This window comes from Streptomyces sp. P9-2, from assembly GCF_051903975.1.
Taxonomy (GTDB): domain Bacteria; phylum Actinomycetota; class Actinomycetes; order Streptomycetales; family Streptomycetaceae; genus Streptomyces; species Streptomyces cellulosae.
In genome coordinates this window covers 2,447,479-2,463,746 of the sequence record NZ_CP192633.1, presented here as the reverse complement: position 1 = coordinate 2,463,746, position 16,268 = coordinate 2,447,479, and the positions used below count along the sequence as shown (strand labels likewise).

Annotated in this window: 7 protein-coding genes, 1 tRNA gene and 1 pseudogene; 3 read left to right on the top strand and 6 right to left on the bottom strand. The window is 69.4% G+C overall.

What is annotated here, in order from left to right:
* The first annotated feature begins 7 nt into the window (after nt 1-7).
* Nucleotides 8-1,255: an IS256 family transposase gene (locus tag ACQY0Z_RS11460; RefSeq protein WP_439812191.1), complete on the top strand. Its 1,248-nt coding sequence runs from the start codon at nt 8-10 to the stop codon at nt 1,253-1,255.
* 30 nt (nt 1,256-1,285) lie between these two features.
* Here ACQY0Z_RS11460 and ACQY0Z_RS11455 read toward each other — a convergent pair.
* Both ACQY0Z_RS11455 and ACQY0Z_RS11450 read right to left on the bottom strand, forming a co-directional pair.
* Nucleotides 1,286-5,148, bottom strand: a pseudogene (locus ACQY0Z_RS11455) (sugar-binding protein); the annotation flags it as partial.
* A gap of 63 nt (nt 5,149-5,211) precedes the next feature.
* Nucleotides 5,212-9,459, bottom strand: a complete 4,248-nt coding sequence (locus tag ACQY0Z_RS11450; RefSeq protein ID WP_439812204.1) for a LamG-like jellyroll fold domain-containing protein — start codon at nt 9,457-9,459, stop codon at nt 5,212-5,214.
* Nucleotides 9,460-9,909: 450 nt separating this feature from the next.
* Between ACQY0Z_RS11450 and ACQY0Z_RS11445 the strand changes: the two genes are divergently transcribed.
* On the top strand, nt 9,910-11,043 hold the full coding sequence (locus tag ACQY0Z_RS11445; protein WP_347225402.1) for an LLM class flavin-dependent oxidoreductase: 1,134 nt from the start codon (nt 9,910-9,912) through the stop codon (nt 11,041-11,043).
* Here the strand turns inward: ACQY0Z_RS11445 and ACQY0Z_RS11440 are convergent.
* The gene (locus ACQY0Z_RS11440) at nt 11,019-13,040 is read right to left on the bottom strand and encodes an EAL domain-containing protein (protein WP_439812203.1); all 2,022 of its coding nucleotides are present in this window, start codon (nt 13,038-13,040) and stop codon (nt 11,019-11,021) included. The genes ACQY0Z_RS11445 and ACQY0Z_RS11440 overlap by 25 nt on opposite strands.
* A gap of 387 nt (nt 13,041-13,427) precedes the next feature.
* On the opposite strand from ACQY0Z_RS11440, the gene ACQY0Z_RS11435 reads away from it, so the two are divergent.
* A complete protein-coding gene (locus ACQY0Z_RS11435) occupies nt 13,428-14,666 on the top strand; it encodes a M6 family metalloprotease domain-containing protein (protein WP_439812202.1) in 1,239 nt (412 codons plus the stop codon).
* A gap of 200 nt (nt 14,667-14,866) precedes the next feature.
* On the opposite strand, the gene ACQY0Z_RS11430 is transcribed toward ACQY0Z_RS11435, so the two are convergent.
* The 3 genes from ACQY0Z_RS11430 to ACQY0Z_RS11420 all read right to left on the bottom strand — a co-directional run bounded on the left by ACQY0Z_RS11430 (nt 14,867) and on the right by ACQY0Z_RS11420 (nt 16,036).
* Nucleotides 14,867-14,940: transfer RNA gene (locus ACQY0Z_RS11430), tRNA-Lys, on the bottom strand.
* Nucleotides 14,931-15,515 carry a hypothetical protein gene (locus ACQY0Z_RS11425; RefSeq protein WP_347225403.1) on the bottom strand — a complete coding sequence of 195 codons (585 nt, stop codon included), beginning with the start codon at nt 15,513-15,515 and terminating at the stop codon, nt 14,931-14,933. The genes ACQY0Z_RS11430 and ACQY0Z_RS11425 overlap by 10 nt, the downstream gene beginning before the upstream one ends.
* Before the next feature lie 155 nt (nt 15,516-15,670).
* Entirely contained in the window at nt 15,671-16,036 is a 366-nt protein-coding gene (locus ACQY0Z_RS11420) for a hypothetical protein (RefSeq protein WP_189897930.1), read from the bottom strand.
* Nucleotides 16,037-16,268 lie beyond the last annotated feature (232 nt).

Genomic DNA, 16,268 nt, shown 5'->3' with positions numbered 1-16,268 from the left:
CACGCCCGTGCTCAGCGTAGTCAACGAAGACGGCTCCACCGCTACCGGTTCGCTGATCGACGAGATCGTGCGGGAAGGCGCCCGCCGGATGCTCGCCGCCGCTCTGGAAGCGGAAGTCGACCAGTACATAGCCGAGTTGGCTGCCGAGCGGGACGAACGCTGCCACCGTCTGGTGGTGCGTAACGGTCACCACCGTCCCCGCACCGTGACGACAGCGGCCGGCCCGGTCGAGGTCCGCGCCCCGCGAGTGAACGACCGCCGCGTCGACGAGGCGACCGGTGAACGGCAGCGGTTCTCCTCGAAAATCCTTCCGCCCTGGTGCCGCAAGTCCCCGAAGATCAGCGAGGTCCTGCCGCTGCTCTACCTGCACGGGCTGTCCAGCGGTGACTTCGTGCCCGCCCTTGAGCAGTTCCTCGGCTCCGCGGCCGGCCTGTCGGCGGCCACCGTGAACCGGCTCACGAAGCAGTGGCAGGACGACCACACGGCCTTCCAGAACCGGGACCTGTCCGGCACCGACTACGTCTACGTGTGGGCCGACGGCGTCCACCCCAAGGTCCGCCTCGGCCAGGCCCACTCCTGCGTCCTGGTCCTGATGGGCGTGCGTCTGGACGGCACCAAGGAGCTGATCGCGCTGGCCGAGGGGCTGCGGGAGTCGACGGAGTCGTGGGCCGACCTGCTGCGGGACTGCCGACGGCGTGGCATGCGCGATCCGGCCCTCGTCGTGGGCGACGGTGCCATGGGCCTGTGGCGGGCCCTGGCGGAGGTGTTCCCGCAGGCCAGGCACCAAAGGTGCTGGGTCCACAAGACCCGTAATGTCATGAACACGCTACCGAAGTCCACGCAGCCCGGAGCGAAGAAGGCCCTGCAGGAGATCTACAACGCCGAGGACCGCACCCACGCCGAGAAGGCGGCCCGCGCGTTCGAGAAGACCTACGGGGCGAAGTGGCCCAAGGCCGTGAAGAAGATCACCGACGACCTGGACGAGCTCCTGGCGTTCTACGACTTCCCCGCCGAGCACTGGATCCATCTGCGGACCACGAACCCCATCGAGTCCACGTTCTCCACGATCAGGCTGCGGACGAAGGTCACCCGAGGAGCGGGCAGCCCGGCCGCCGCCCTGGCGATGGTGTTCAAGCTCGCCGAGGCCGCCCAGGCCCGCTGGCGGGCGGTCACCGCACCCCACCTCGTCGCCCTCGTCCGCTCCGGCGCCCGCTTCGAAAACGGCCACCTCGTCGAGGACCTCGAAGCCGCCTGAAACTCAACTCACCCACAAGTCTTGACAATTACTCGGGGTGAAGGCGTACTTGGTGGTGTCGTACGAGGCCTCCGGGATGCGCTGATGGTGCTGGCGCAGTTCTGTGGTCTGCCCGCGGGCATCGTTGAGGGTGGTGGTGGCGGTGCCGCCCTCGGGTGGGATCACGGTGGTGCGGTCGCCGCCGTGAAGAGTACGGGTAGTGCCAAGGAGCTTGCCGCCGTCTCCGTTGCCGGAGATCTGCCGGTGCTCGGTCTGCCGACCGAGACCGTCGTGGGCATATCGGTTCTGGGTCTCCACACTGAGCGCGTCCTCCGGTGCAACCAGGGATGTGGAGGGCGCGGAGGTAGCGTAATAGGGCAGAAACTCCGTTACTGTCAGGCCGCGTTCGTCATAGAAGGTATCGGTGAGCAGCCGTCCGCCGTCGGGACCCGGGGATTGGGACTGGCGAGGTCGCAGGAAACCGTCATAGAGGACGTACGAGGCGACCTGGGAATTGTCGTTACCGATGACTTTGGTACCGACCGCGATAGGTGCGTCCCCGGTGACCTTGTAGGTGTACTCGTACGTGGGGATGTCACTCGTACGCCGGTCGGCGAGCCAGACCTTGGTGGTGCGGCCGAGCGCATCGTAAGCGAAGTTGGTGACTCTGTCGTTGCTGTCGGTCTGGGTCAGCGGCACTCCGCGTGCCGGGTCGTTCGTCGTGGTCGTGGACAGCGCGGTGCTGCTGTCACCAGACTTCGCAGGAGGCGTGGTGACCTTTGCGGAGGTGGGGAATCCGGTCGACGGGGTGTAGGCAGTGGTCGTCGTAAGGCCGTCTGTGCGCACGGTGCGGGTCAGGGTGCCGGAGGCGACGGTGAGGGTGCCGGTAAGGTCGGTGCTGGTGAGCTTGCGGCCGTAAGCGTCGTAGGTCGCACCGCTCTCCGCGTAGGTGGCCGTTGTGCCGTCGTGGGACTTGAGGACCGCGGTCGCCGTTGCGTCGCCCTTGGTCGGCGCGGCATCGTAGGCCCGGCCGTCATAAGCGGTGCGCAGGTCGGAGATGACGTCCTCGGCGCGGTCAGGCGTCCCGGCGCAGTTCATGGCGACGGTCTCAGCCCGAGAGGGCAGAGTGAGGATCGCGCCGGCCGCCGGAAAGGTTGTACGGGTGCACCGGTCGTCGGCAGTGGTGGCATCGTCGCCGCGGTCGTCGATACGGGTGATGCGGCCTGCGACGGTGTCGAAGGAATTGTTCACCGTGGTCGTACGCCACTTGGCGCCCGCGCCGTCGTCCAGCGAGGTCCACGAGCGAACCTGGGCGGTGCCGGCGAGGTTGGCGGTCACCGTGCCCCAGGAGCGGGTTCGCTTCGCGGTCTCATGGTGCCAGGGCCGGTTCACGACCTTGCTCAATACCCGGCCGCCGGGGCCGGAGTACTGCACGGTCTTGTAGGCGAAGCCTGCGGCCGACTCGTGGTCGGTGATCGGGTCACCTTCACCGCTGCCGAGAGTAACGTCGACCGACTTGGTGCCGCCGCTGGGCGCGAGGCGGTCGCCGTCCATGCCGCGCAGGAAGTAGGTGTCGGCCTGCGATTTCATCGCCGCCGCGCCACCCAGTCCACCTGTCTTCACCCGGACGTGGCCGTAACCACGCCACTGTGACCAGGTCTTCTCCTTCTCCTTGGTCAGCCCGTCATCGTCGTCGTAATGCCAGGCCGCGCCATCCAGGTACTCGTACGAAGTGACCTGGTCGGTGCGCCGCCGGTGCGGTCGGTGAGAGTGACGGTGGAAACGACGTACTTGTTGAACCAGTGCAAGTCCGGATCGTCGGAGGAGCTGCCGCCGATGTACTGAGGGAAGCAACGGGTGGTGTTGGTCTGCGGAGTGGGCAGGGCCCCCGCGTCGCAGGCCGCCGCCGAATAGCCGACGTCGATCTGCCCGCCCGCCTCGTCGGCGACGCTGCTCAGTCGTGCCTTGATGAACGGCGCATATCCGTCACCGGTCTTGTCAAGCCGGTTGGCCCGCTGGACGTACCCGAACGTGGTCTTCGGGAGAGTGATCGCCGGAGTGGCGCTGTGGCCGGTGCGCTGTACGGAGTCAAGCAGCAGTTGGTAATCGGTGTCGGCCATACCCCAGCGGTGGACGAGTTCCCAGGAATCGACGTTCGTATAGTCGCCGGACTTCAGTACCTGGGTGGCGACAGAGGTCAGTCGTTTTTGGGTGAAGAACACCGGGGCGAGTCGGCCCTGATCACAGGTGGCGCCTTCGTCGCAGTTCAGGTCCCACGGTGTGTCGTACCAGTGAGAGGCGTCCTCGTCGATGTCGTCGCAGGTGGAGTTCCCTTCAGGCAGGCAGCGTTTACCGCTGGTGAAGTCGACCTTTGCCAGCGGCTGTGCGTACATGGCGGAGGAGCGCAGACCGTACTCGATCCGGTCGAGGCTGCCGCCTCGCACGTATCGCGTGTTGGCCTTCTCATCCAGGTTGCGGCCGTAAGAGTTCCACTCCTTGTCGTAGTAGTACGCGATCGCGTTGCCGTGCGGGTCGACGACGTAGTCGAGATTCCACCGCCAGCCCTGCTGGCACCAGGATTCGGCGAACGACGAGGCATGGCACGGTTCATTGACGTCATCGCCGAAGACCGGAGCGGTCCACGTGGAGTTGGTGGTCTCCTTGCCGTCGGTCCAGCCGGGCAGCCGGTTGTAGCCGAAGTAGTACTGCACTCCGTCCGGAGTGGTGACTTTCCAGTACTCGTCGTTCCGCGCATCGTTGGCTCGCACGTCGGAGGAGGAGCCGCGCATCCGCTGGATCTTGGTGCCGTCGTCGTCGCGCAGCCGGAAGAGGTCGGTGCCGTCCGGCACCAGCTCACCCCCCTTGCCGTTGAAGGAGATGAACGCGTTGTCGTACGCCCAGCACAGGTCGGCCGGCTTCCCACCGTCGGCGTGCTCGATTCCGTCGTCCATGCAGGACTTGTAGCGCCGCTCGATGGAGCCGGGCCACATGTCGAAACCGTCGCCGACCCAGGATCCCTGGTTGTTGGAGTTGCCGGACCGGCCGTCGACAGACCCTGAGGAGTACGAGATCCCCACGCTCGGCAGCAACCCGCCCGGTACATCAGGCACGTTCATCGCGTACGACCACGAGAAGTCGCCGGTGTTGAGGCTGGTACTCCACTGCGCCGACGACGACAACGGAGTGGCCTTGTAGTCGCCGCCCATGCTCGCGTCGTCGGCGACGGCCGCAAGGACGGTGGCGCCGGAAGCCTTCAGCGGGACGCTCGATGCGGTGAGGGTCGCCGACTCGGTGTCGTTGACGGCCTCGATGGGAGTGGCCTTACGGCAGGCGGCCTTGGCCGGGGTGGTGAGCGCGCAGGTCGGCAACTCGACCAGGCGCAGCCGGTCGGCATAACCGCCACCGAACGCCTCGGCGATGGAGGAATAGTCGAGCCGAGCCCGTACGACGCCCCCCTTCCTCTTCGTGGTCGTGTCGGGCTCCTCGGTTTCCAGACTGAACAGCAGACCGTCCGCGCCAACCTGTCTGGCGCTCTCCCGATCGAATATCCGGGCCCGCACCTTCTCGGGCGCTTGCTTGCCGCCGACCGCCAGCGGCAGCCCTTTCGCCCGTACGACGGACGATGAGTCCTCTGGCGGGTCGATGGTCGCCACGCCTGCCAGCGGCCAGGCCGCCCGCGGGGCCTTCGCGGGAGTGCGCGGGCCCTTCGTCGGAGTACGCGGGATCACCGGGACGGCCGAGACCTCCACCGGCTTCTCCGACGCGGGCAGGTCGGGGCGGCCGGAGTCGCGGTCGGCTGCGACCGACGCGGGCTGGGCCGCCGCCTGGAGCAAGGTACCGATCATCACCGTGGCCGAGGCCAGAGCGATGCGGCGGCGCAGGGCAGGGACTCGCGTCCGGGATCTACCGTTCATCCTCGTCCTTCGTCATACGCGGTCGGTGCGGCGGGGTGGGAGATGCGGGAGACCGACGGCAGGTCAGCCATCGCCGGGTACCTCGGTGGGGATCCCCGGCCAGCCCAGCGACAGGCGGGCGATCTGCAGCTCACTCAGCGCACCCTGGAAAACCCACACGTCATCGACAGACCCGGGCCAGTACTCGCCCCACTCCCCGGAGGTCCTGGCCCGGCCGATCTGCAGTCCGCCCGTGGCCTTGTACGACAGCACGTTCTCGGCCCACGACATTCGGTCGGCGCAGGTGGTGTCGTCGGACTCGCCGTCGCCGTCCCCGTCCGCGCAGGCGACCTCTTCCAACTCGCCGTTCACGTAGAGCCGGACTTCCTTGGTGGAGCCGTCGGACACGAGCGTCAAGTGGTTCCAGTCCCGTGCGTCGTAGAACCGGTGGTTCTCCACTCGCACGACTGTGGCACCCGCCGAGTCGGAATCCGGCATCGAGATTTCCCAGCGTCCAGCGTCGTCCTCATCCTCGGGCGCAGGTACATGTCGTACCGCGAAAGCGCTGTTGGTCGTGCCGGGCATACTCAGGACGGCCGCACTGTCGGCAGGCGTGCCTGCGGCCTGGGCCCAGCCCATCACTGTGAAGCTGGCGTTCGTGTCAACGACGGCCGTGGCGGTCGCGGCATGGTCGTCGATGCCGTCCAGTTCCAGCGCTCCGTCGTCAACCCAGCCGAAGCCGGTCCTTGCACCGCCGCCCAGGACCAGTGCCCGGTTCTCGGCCGAGGCGTCAGGACTGGTGGCCGGGGTGGTCGTGGTGGCTTGGTCCAGCATCCAACGGCCCTTGACCAGTGGCCGCTGCTTGAACATCTGCTGCACCTCCTCGGCGGAGACCGGTCGGTCCTGTACCCGTACGTCGTCGACGGTGCCGGGGAAGTGGTACTGCCTCGCTCCGCTGAAGTCACCGACGCCGATGTACATCGATCTGTCGGCGTAGAAGGGGCTGTTCTGGGTGACAGAGCCGGCCTTCGTGCCGTTCACATACAGCGTGAGCGTGTTGTCGTCCGTGTCGTGCACGCCGACCAAATGCGCCCATTCCCCGGCGTAAGCCTTCGCGCCGGCGGGCTGCGTGACCCGGGTGATGCCTGCGTCCGCCGAGTCCGCCGTGTACTGGGCGAAGGCCCACTGCTGGGCGGCGGCGGAGTAGTACAGCTCCATCCCGGGCCGTTCCTTGCCGGCCTGCAGCACCACCACGCCACTCTCAGACGCCAGGGAGTCCAGTTTCGCCCAGGCCGAGACGGTGAAGCTGCGGAAGGTGTTCACGTGTGGGGCACTCGTTTCGCCGACCTTCGCGTAGCCGGTGGTGCCGTCGAAGCGGGCGGCCTTGCCCGCGACTCCCGGCACGCCCGTGGTGACCGTTCCGTGGTAGGTCGCGGGAATCACTCCGCCGTGTCCGACGATCTCCGTCGCGCCGACTGCCTCGTCCATGGGGAACACCGCGATCGCGGGCGAGCCTGGGTCACCGACGTTCTGCTTCGCGTGCAGCTGAGTGACCTCGCTGTCCTCCAGCTGCCGATTGAAGATCTGCACGTCGTCGATGGCGCCCGAGAAGAAGTTGCCAGGCGTTCCGCTGTAGGACCCGGCCCCGATTCTGAGACCGCGGCGGGCGTTCCAGGGGGTCGACCAGGACTTCTCGCCGACCAGTTGACCGTCGACGTACAGGCGCAGCCGGTCCAGGGTCGCGTCGTAGGATCCGGCGACGTGCGTCCACTTGCCCACCGTGACCGGGGCGGGCGTGGCAGCCTTCGCCATGACCGATGCGGCACCGGCGGTGTCCGATGCGTGCTGGTTGAACACCCATCCGTGGACCGGGGAGTAGTAGAGCTCGAAACCGGCCGTGATGTTGCCCGGCTGGGTCGCCACCACCATCGATCGGGTGGGCTGCTGATCGAAGTTGACCCACGCGGAGACGGTGAAGCCCTGTGTGGTGTTGACCGGTGAGAGGTCGGTGTCGGCATATCCGTCCGTGCCGTTGAACCGCACCGCCGTGCCGACCGCGCCTTCGGCTTCGGCGGTCGTGCCACCGAGCAGCTTCAGGGTGCGCGGGGGTGTCGATCCCTTCGCCTGGTTCGCCCCCGCGCCCTCGTCCATCTGCCATGTCGCCCGGTCGGGCTGCCCGGCCTTCACCCGGTACTGGTAGGTGCGGATCTCACTGCCGTTACCGGCCGAATCGAAGGCCTGTGCCGTGAAGAAGTTCACGCCGGGTCTGGCCGGCAGCACCTTCGCGATCCGCGCGGCACCGCCCGAGGTGGTGATCTTGTTTCTTGAGGTCGGATCCCCGTTGATGCCGTACCAGTACGTCGTCACGTCCGAGTCGACTCCGTCGACGGTGAACGACCCGTACTGGCCCACCCCGTCGTACCAGGGGTCCTCGGGGTTGGCCGGATCCGATTCCGGATACTCGCCCGAGCTCACGGTCGGCGCCTGAGGCACGCTGGTGTCATAGACGAAGTAGCACGCCGACGCGGCCCCCGCATGTGACCACGGTGAGTACTGCGCCCCGTCGAAGACCCTGGCGTACCAGCGGACGGTCTTGTTCTTCGGGATCGACGACGGCAGAGAGATCGCGAACGACGAGCCCGATGCCTTGCCCGCCGCACGAGTCGGACTCCACGAGCCTCCGTCCCACTTCGCCTGGAACTGCACACCGACGTTGTCCCCGTCAGGATCGGTGACGTTGTTCGCGCGGATCGTGCCAAGAGTGCGGACGCGGGCAGGGGGGTACGGGGTCTTGCAGGTACCACCGTAAGTCATCGTGAGCTGCGACATCTTCAGCTGGGCCGGCGGACGGTTGTACTCGACCCGGAGATAGGCGTTGTCCGAGAACCGCTTCCAGCCGTAGCCGTCACTTTCGCTCGACGCCCGCAGACCGAAGGTCATCGTCGACCACTTGCCGTTCGCGGCCTGCTGGACAGCCGACTTCACCTCGAACTCGGCGTCCTTGGCAGCGCACCCCTCGTACCCGTACGCGAACTCCTCGGTCTTGAGGTGGTCAATCCAGAAGCCCGAGGCGTTCTGGGAGTTCCACGTGGTGGACGAGCTGATGTCCTTGGTACGCCACAGTTGCACGCCACGGTCGGAGCACGACGCCGACCAGGTGTTGCGTACGACGAATTCCGCCGACAGGATGCTGCGTCCCGCGAACTTGGACACGGGGATGCGGTAGAAGAGACGCTTGGTGTCATGGGGCTTGCAGTAGTTCCAGTTGCAGTAGCCCAGGCCCGAATCAGAGTCACCGTTGAACTTCCACTGTGGTGAATCCGCCCAGTACTTGGACACCATCGTCCATGCGGAGGCCTTGGGGGTGTACCACTGAGGGTCGATGAACACCGGGTACTCGGTGTCCTCTCCCTTCAGCACATCCGCGTCCGGCGTCAGAACCAGTTCGTCCTGCCCCTCCGCCACGTCAACCCCGACAGGGGCGAGCTTGCCCGACTCCCCCGCGCCCGGCTGATCGCCCGACCCCGCTGCCGCGCCGGCCGACGCGCTCCTGCCGTCGGCTTTCTCACCTGGCGCTGCCTTGCTCGGTTCCGCGCCTGCCGGGCTCTCTCCTGGGCTCGAATCCCACATCATCGGCCGTGGAGCCTCGAAGACCGGCGACTCGGCTCCCCGGTCGAGTGCCTGCAGTCCCCCCTCTTCGGTCTCCTCCACCGACAGACCACGTGTCTCCAGCTCCAGCCGCAGCTGGGCGAGCTCCGGGCTCGCGGCGGCTTCCGCCGTCTTGACCACCAGCAACTGGGTGAACCCGTCCTGCTGCGCCGTCATCCGCAAATCGACATCCGGCAGCACCGACGGGTACGTGGCGACCGGACCCTCGACCTCGGGCTTCGGCAGCGGCGTGGGCCAGGTCAGGCTCAGTTCACGCCCGGCGCGCTCCATACGCACCAGCGGGCTCTCTCCTCCGCCGGAAAACTCCAGATTTATGGCCGACGCCTCGGGGGCGATGGTGCCCTCGCTCGTAGACGTCAGGTCGGTGTCGACCCGCTTCCAGCCGCCGTGGATGCGGGTCCACACCGGGCGCAGATATTCACGCGCTTGCAACCGACCGTCCGGAGTCGCGAAGACCTCACTCGCCTCCCCGCGCAGCGACACAACTTCCACGGGCTCGCCGGTCTTCTTGGCCTTGGCCAGCGCTTCGGCCTCCGTGAGGCCACCGCCGCCGTGGTCGGCAGTCTTCGCCGTGCTTGTCGGCGAATCCGGTGAATCCGGCATGCCCGCCACGGCCTCACCGGTCAGCGCCGGAGTCGACCCGACGGCCAACGCTGCGCCCATCAGGACGCCAACGATCTTCGCCCTGCCTCGACTTCGGCCCCACATCCCCGCCACACCCCACCCACAGAGCCCACATAGTTGCCTTCCGTACCCCACCCCGTTACCGAACGTCAGGTCAATGGGCAGCAAACGGGCATTGACGTCGGAGATTCATGTAGCGCGCGTGATGATCGTTACGTTTGAGAAGGGGCCTGTGAGGCTTGATCACGCTATGGACCGGTGTGGGATGCACCACACCGAGTCGGCGACGCACCGTCTCAATGGGCCGTTGAGTGCGGATACCGGACGCGTACCCCACAACTTCACCCGACCGCTCCATACGGCTCCCCGATGTCACGCCCTGCCCCGGTTCGCACTGGATGTACGTGCCCCAGAGTGGTCGAGCATGCATAGGGCACACCCCCGGCCGGGGGAATAACCGGGAACCACCGCCTGTTCCTCCCACCGCACATGCACCGAGTGCGAGGACGTTCGACAGGAGGCACCCACGTGACCGCAGGCGACGAGATCAGGGGCACGACGCACGGCACCGCCCCCGTTCCCCTCTCCGTTCTCGACCTGGTCACGGTGGGTGCCGGGCGGACCGCGTCCGACGCGTTGCGGACCAGTGTGGAGCTGGCGAAGCTCACCGAGGCGCGCGGGTTCCACCGGTACTGGGTGGCCGAGCACCACTCCATGCCGGGCGTGGCCTCCTCCTCGCCGGCGGTGATCCTCGCGCACCTGGCCGCCCACACGGAGCGGATCCGGCTCGGGTCGGGCGGGGTCATGCTGCCCAACCACGCGCCCCTCGTGATCGCCGAGCAGTTCGGCACGCTGGAGGCCATGGCGCCGGGACGGATCGACCTGGGGCTGGGGCGGGCGCCCGGCACCGACGGCGCCACCGCCGCCGCCCTGCGCCGCACCGACCGGCTGAACGAGGGCGCCGACGACTTCCCGCAGCAGCTCGCCGAGCTGACCCGGTTCCTGGACGACGACTTCCCCGACGGGCACCCGTACCGGCGGATCCACGCCGTGCCCGGGCCGGTGCAGGCCACCTCACCCGGCGGGGTGCAGTCCCCGCACCGGCCGCCCGTCTGGCTGCTCGGCTCCTCCGGATTCAGCGCCCGGCTGGCCGGCATGCTCGGCCTGCCGTTCGCCTTCGCCCACCACTTCTCCGCGCAGAACACGATCCCCGCGCTCGACCTGTACCGGGAGAGCTTCCGGCCGAGCGAGGTGCTCGACGCGCCCTACGCGCTGATCGGGGTCGCCGCGCTCGCCGCCGACGACGAGAAGGAGGCGCGCCGCCAGGTGCTGGCCGCCGCGCTGAACATGGTGCGGCTGCGCACCGGACGCCCGGGGCTCGTACCCACGCCGGAGGAGGCGGAGGCGTACGACTTCAGCCCGATGGAGCGGGAGTTCGTGGAGTCCTGGAACGCCAACGTCGTCCACGGCACCGCGGACGAGGTCCGGGCCGGGCTGGACGACCTGCAGAAGCGCACCGGCGCCGACGAGCTGATGCTCACCGCCAACGCGCACGGCGGTGACGTCCGGGTGCGGTCGTACGAACTGATCGCGGACGCCTACGGGTTGCCGACGCCCGCCTGAACGCCGGGGGTGCCGAGGAGCTCGGAGATGCGGTCGGGCGGGACGGGCCGTGAGTACAGCCAGCCCTGCCCGGTGTCGCAGCCGATCCGGCGCAGCCGGGTGGCCTGCGCGGAGGTCTCCACGCACTCCGCGGTGACGGTCAGCCCCAGCCGGTGGGCGAGTTGCACCATCGCCTCGACGATGACCTCGTCCGCCGGGCTGCCCTGGCCGGCGCGGTCCTCGATCTGGAAGCCGCGGACGAAGGAGCCGTCGAGCTTCAGCACGGACACCGGCAGCCTGCTGAGGTAGGCGAGGTTGGAGTAGCCGGTGCCGAAGTCGTCGATGGCGATGCGGACGCCCATGTCGCTGAGGGCCTTGAGCGCCTGCAACGGCCTGCCCGAGGAGCCCATCACCGCGGACTCGGTCAGCTCCAGCTGGAGCAGGTGCGGGGGCAGCCCGGTCTCCTCCAGGGTGTCGGCGACGTCCGCGACCAGGTCGGAGTCCCAGACCTGACGGACCGCCACGTTCACGCTGACGAAGATCGGCGGTTCGTCCGGGTACCGCGTCTGCCAGTCGCGCGCCTGCCGGCAGGCGGTGCGCAGCACCCAGCGACCGAGCGGAACGATCGAACCGTCCTCCTCCGCCAGGGAGATGAACCGATTCGGCGTGAGCGTGCCGAAGCGGGGATGGTGCCAGCGGATCAGGGCCTCCACCCCGTGCACGCGGTCGTCGTCCATGCCGACCAGCGGCTGGTACTCCAGGGCGAACTCGCCGCGGTCGATGGCCGGGCGGAGGGAGGAGGCGAGTGCCTGCCGGGTGACGCGGGAGGCGTTGCGCTCGGGGTCGAACAGCGTCCAGCGGGCCTTGCCGTCGGCTTTCGCCCAGTACAGCGTGGTGTCGGCGGCCTGCATCAGCGCGGTGGGCGTGGTCCCGGCGGCGTGCCGTTCGACCACGCCGATGGAGGCGGACACCTTGAGACGGCGGCCGGACAGGTCGAACGGCTCCTGGATCGCGTCGAGCAGCGACTCGGCGAGGTCGGCGAGCTGTTCGGTGCCGGTGGAGTCCTCCACGAGCAGCGCGAACTCGTCGCCGCCGAGCCGTGCCACCAGCGGAATCCCGGCGCGGGCCCGGCCGGCGTCCTGCGCGCACCGGGTGAGCCGGTCGGCGACGGCGGCGAGCAACTGGTCGCCGACGCGGTGGCCGAGGGTGTCGTTGACGGCCTTGAAGCCGTCCAGGTCGAGGTAGCAGACCCCGATCCGGCCGGTGCCGCTCTCCGCGTACGACTCCGCCTCCAGGGCGGTGGTCAGCCGTTCGAAGAACAGGGTGCGGTTGGGCAGCCGGGTCACCGGGTCGTGCATACGGAGGTGGCGCAGCCGGGCCTGGAGGGCGCGGTGGTCGCTGATGTCGGCGACGGACACGAGGACCCCGCCGCCGTCGGGGGGCAGCGGGGCGACCGTGACCCGCACCCACAGGGCGTGCCCCTCGGGGTGCTTCAGCCGGCGGGTGCAGCGCAGCCGGGCCCGGCGGCCGCGCAGCAGTTCGCGGTAGGCGTGCCAGGTGCGGGCGTCGGAAGCGAGGGCGACCAGGTCGGCGGCGACGGCGCCGGTGAGGCTGTCCTGGTCGCGGCCGAGCAGGTCGGCGAGGGCGGCGTTGGCGCCGGTGACCATGCCCTCACGGTCGACGACGGCCATGGCGAGCGGGGCGGCGGTGAAGACGGAGCGGTAGGACGGGGGCGCGGGCGAGTGGGAGGAGGCGGGCTCGGCGGAGTCGACCAGCCGCACCGGATCGGCCTGGTCCACCGGCCCAGCCGGCTCGACAGGCTCGGGGCCGGCCGGATCCACCGGCTCGACGGCCTCAACAGGCTCGGAGAACTCCGCACCGGAAGCCGACGGGATCTCACTCTCCGTGACGACCGGCCGGTTGAGCTCAGTCGCGGGCGTCGGCCCTTCGGACGTTCCGCTCACCACTCGCTCCCGCAGTGCACTCGCTCGCTGTCGGGCAGGAAACACCTTCCGCATCCGGAAAGTGTGCCGATCATAGAGGCCCGCGTCGGGCCCTTCCAGCCACTGTCCGGCCTCGGAGCCGGTTCCGCATCTCTGCCAGATCGTTTCTGCGCGGGTGCGAACGGCTGCTGCCGGGGCTCCGACCAGTTGTGACGTTCCGTGAGTGCGGGCGGTGCACAGTGCGCGCGGTCCCGCCCGTTTCGCCGCCGTTCTCACCCGACCGGTGCAGTTGAACAGGGCGTAGTACGACAAATCATCCCACTCTGGGTGCGGTGTCCCGCGAACCGTCTCCCGGAGGTCCTTGTGCCGCCTCAGCTCACCCCGAGAGGACTCGGTCGTGAGGCACTGCGGAGGAGGCTCGGCCGTTCGGGTGTCCGGCCCCGGCTGCGGACCACGGCGGCGATGTGCACGACGATGTCGGCGCTCGCGGCGACGTCCCTGGTGAGCGTGCCGTCGGCTCCCGAGCCGTTCTCGGCGGAGCCGTGCGTGCTGACCCGGACCGACGCCCATCACTCGGAAGGCCTGGACACCTGGAACGCGGCCTATCCGCGTCCGACGAGCCGGCTGGACGCGGTGATGGTGTTCCTGTCGTTCCCCGACTCGCACCCGCTGACCTCGCCGGACGAGCTCGAGGCCGACCACTTCCCCATGACCAGCCTCTTCTTCGAGCGGGCCTCCTACGGGAAGTTCAGCCTGCGGGCGCATCCGGTGAAGCGGTGGATCCGGATGCCGCGCCCTTCGACGGCGTACGCCATACAGCGTGACTGGACGGTGGCGCACCGGGCGGCCTACCTGCGGGACGCGCTCGCCGCGTCCGATCCGCACGTCGACTACTCGGCGTACGACATCGTGTACTTCGTCGCCGATCCGGACGCGCCGGGGGTGGACTCCGACGCCACGAAGGTGGTCAACCTGGACCGGCCGATGCGGGCGGACGGGGCGGACATCCGGCGGGTGGTCACCGTGTTCGAGAACCATCCTCCGGACCGGCTGGTGCTGGCGCACGAGACGGGGCACGTCTTCGACCTGCCGGATCTGTACCACCGGCCGGTGGACGGCAAGGGCGACTGGGACACGCATGTCGGGGACTGGGATCTGATGGGCAGCCAGTTCGCGCTGGCCCCGGATCTGTTCGGCTGGCACAAGTGGAAGCTGGGCTGGCTGGAGCCGCGGCAGGTGCGGTGCGTGCAGGAGGGCGGTCCGGTGCGGCTGACGCTGGAGCCGCTCGGTGCGGGGCCGGGGACGCCGGTGACGGGCGCGGCGGGGGCGCCGTCGTTCGGTCTGGGGCGCGGCACCAAACTGGCGGTGGTGCGCACGGGCGCGGACACCGCTCTGGCCTTCGAGGTGCGCGGCCCGTTCGGCAACGACCGCGCGGCCTGCCGGCCGGGGGTGCTGGTCTACCGGGTGTCCAGCGGCACCCGCTCGGGCCGCGGCCCGGTCGAGGTGATCGACGCCCACCCGCACACCGAGGCGTGCTGGGAGGACTCGGTCTATCCCCCGCTGGCGGACGCGCCGGTCGCCCTGGGCGAGAGCTTCACGGTCCCGGGCGAGTCGGTCCGCGTCGACGTGGAGGGCCGTACGCCGTCCGGGGCGTGGACGGTCAAGATCACCACGGGTGAGCGGGCGGCCGGGGCGTCCTGAGGCACACTCCGCCTGGGCGGCGGCGCCTGTTCCAGCCGGCAGCCGGCACGGAGGGCATGGCCCGGCGATCACGGCGATGCGGGCGCCCGCCCCGGGATCACGCGCCGCGAGGCTCCGCGCGCCCGGGAGCGCGTAGCGGGGCCGCAGATCTCGCAGACGCGAAAAAGCCCCTCGCTTCCGCGAGGGGCCTTCCGTGTCTGTGCGCCGCCAGGGACTCGAACCCCGGACCCGCTGATTAAGAGTCAGCTGCTCTAACCAACTGAGCTAGCGGCGCCTGCTGACGTCGTAGACATTAGCATCACGATCGGCGGGAGGAAAAATCGATATCCGCACCGCCGCCCGGGCCGCCCTCACCGCCGCCCAGAGCAGCACCTCCGGGCCCGGCAGCCAGGGGCTCCGGCTGTCGGGGGCGACCAGCCAGCGGGCCGGGGAGCCCGTGTCGGAGCGGGCGGGGCCCGACGGGGCGGGGACGGTCACCGCGTCGCCGGCGCCGTGGCACAGCAGGGGCGGGACGCCGTCCGTGCGGCCGCCGTGGGCGCCCCACTCCTCCCACTTCAGCAGGGCGGGCAGCCGCTGGGCCGTGCCCACGGCGCCGAACAGCAGCATCCGGCCCCGGTACTCCGCGACGGGACCCGAGCCCGGCCCCTCCTCCCACAGACGGTCCAGCATCCGGCGCCCGAAGATCGCGGGCACGCTCACCACGTCGAAGACGACGCCGCAGGGCAGGACCACCGGGGCGTCCGGCCGCTCGCAGCCGAAGGAGCGGACGGCGTCGGAGGCCGAGGCGAGCCAGGCGGCTCCGTCCGGGGTGACACCGCTGACGTCGGAGACATTCGGTGCGCTGCTCATACAGATATTTCTACGTGCCGTGAGGGAACGCTTCCGCAGAGTTGCCGAAATCCGGGACGAGGGCCCCGACGGACGCGTACCCTGTCGTCCGGCATATGCCACACGCGTTCGACAGCCCGGAGGCCGACCAGAAGGCCAGGAAGGGCCGGCGCGGCTCACACGGGGTCGACGTGCCCCGGGCCCTCGCCGCCGCGCATCAGGTCGCGGCCGAACTCGACCATCTTCTTCGCGTAGTCCTCGGTCCACTCGGCGCGCTCGGCGATGTCGGCCGTCGACAGCCGGTCGAAGCGCCGGGGGTCGGCGAGCTGGGCCGCCGCCATCGCCTGGAACTCCGTCGCCCGGTCCGCGGCGGCCCGGAACGCGAGCGTCAGCTCCGTGGCCCGCTCGAGCAGCGCGCGCGGATCCTCGATCGACTCCAGGTCGAAGAAGTGCTCGGGGTCCGAGGCCGCCTGCGCGGGCTCGAACAGCAGGGGCGCGGGGCGTAGCCGCGGCTGGTCCGGGCGCGGCGTGTGCTCCGCCATGACTTCTCCTTCGTACGTCGCGGTGGCCCCCGGGTGCCGGAGGGCCACCGTCCATTGTCCCGCGCCCCCGCAAGAGGACGTCCGGCCCGCGGGGACCGGCCGGCCCCGGCCGTGCGGGCGCGCCGACCGGTGACTACCCAGCTCGCGGGGCGCACAAAGACGGCGACGGGAACGCGCTCCGGGCGCGTGGAAGGGCGTACGCCGGTGTCAGTGGCGTTCCTCACGTCCCTGC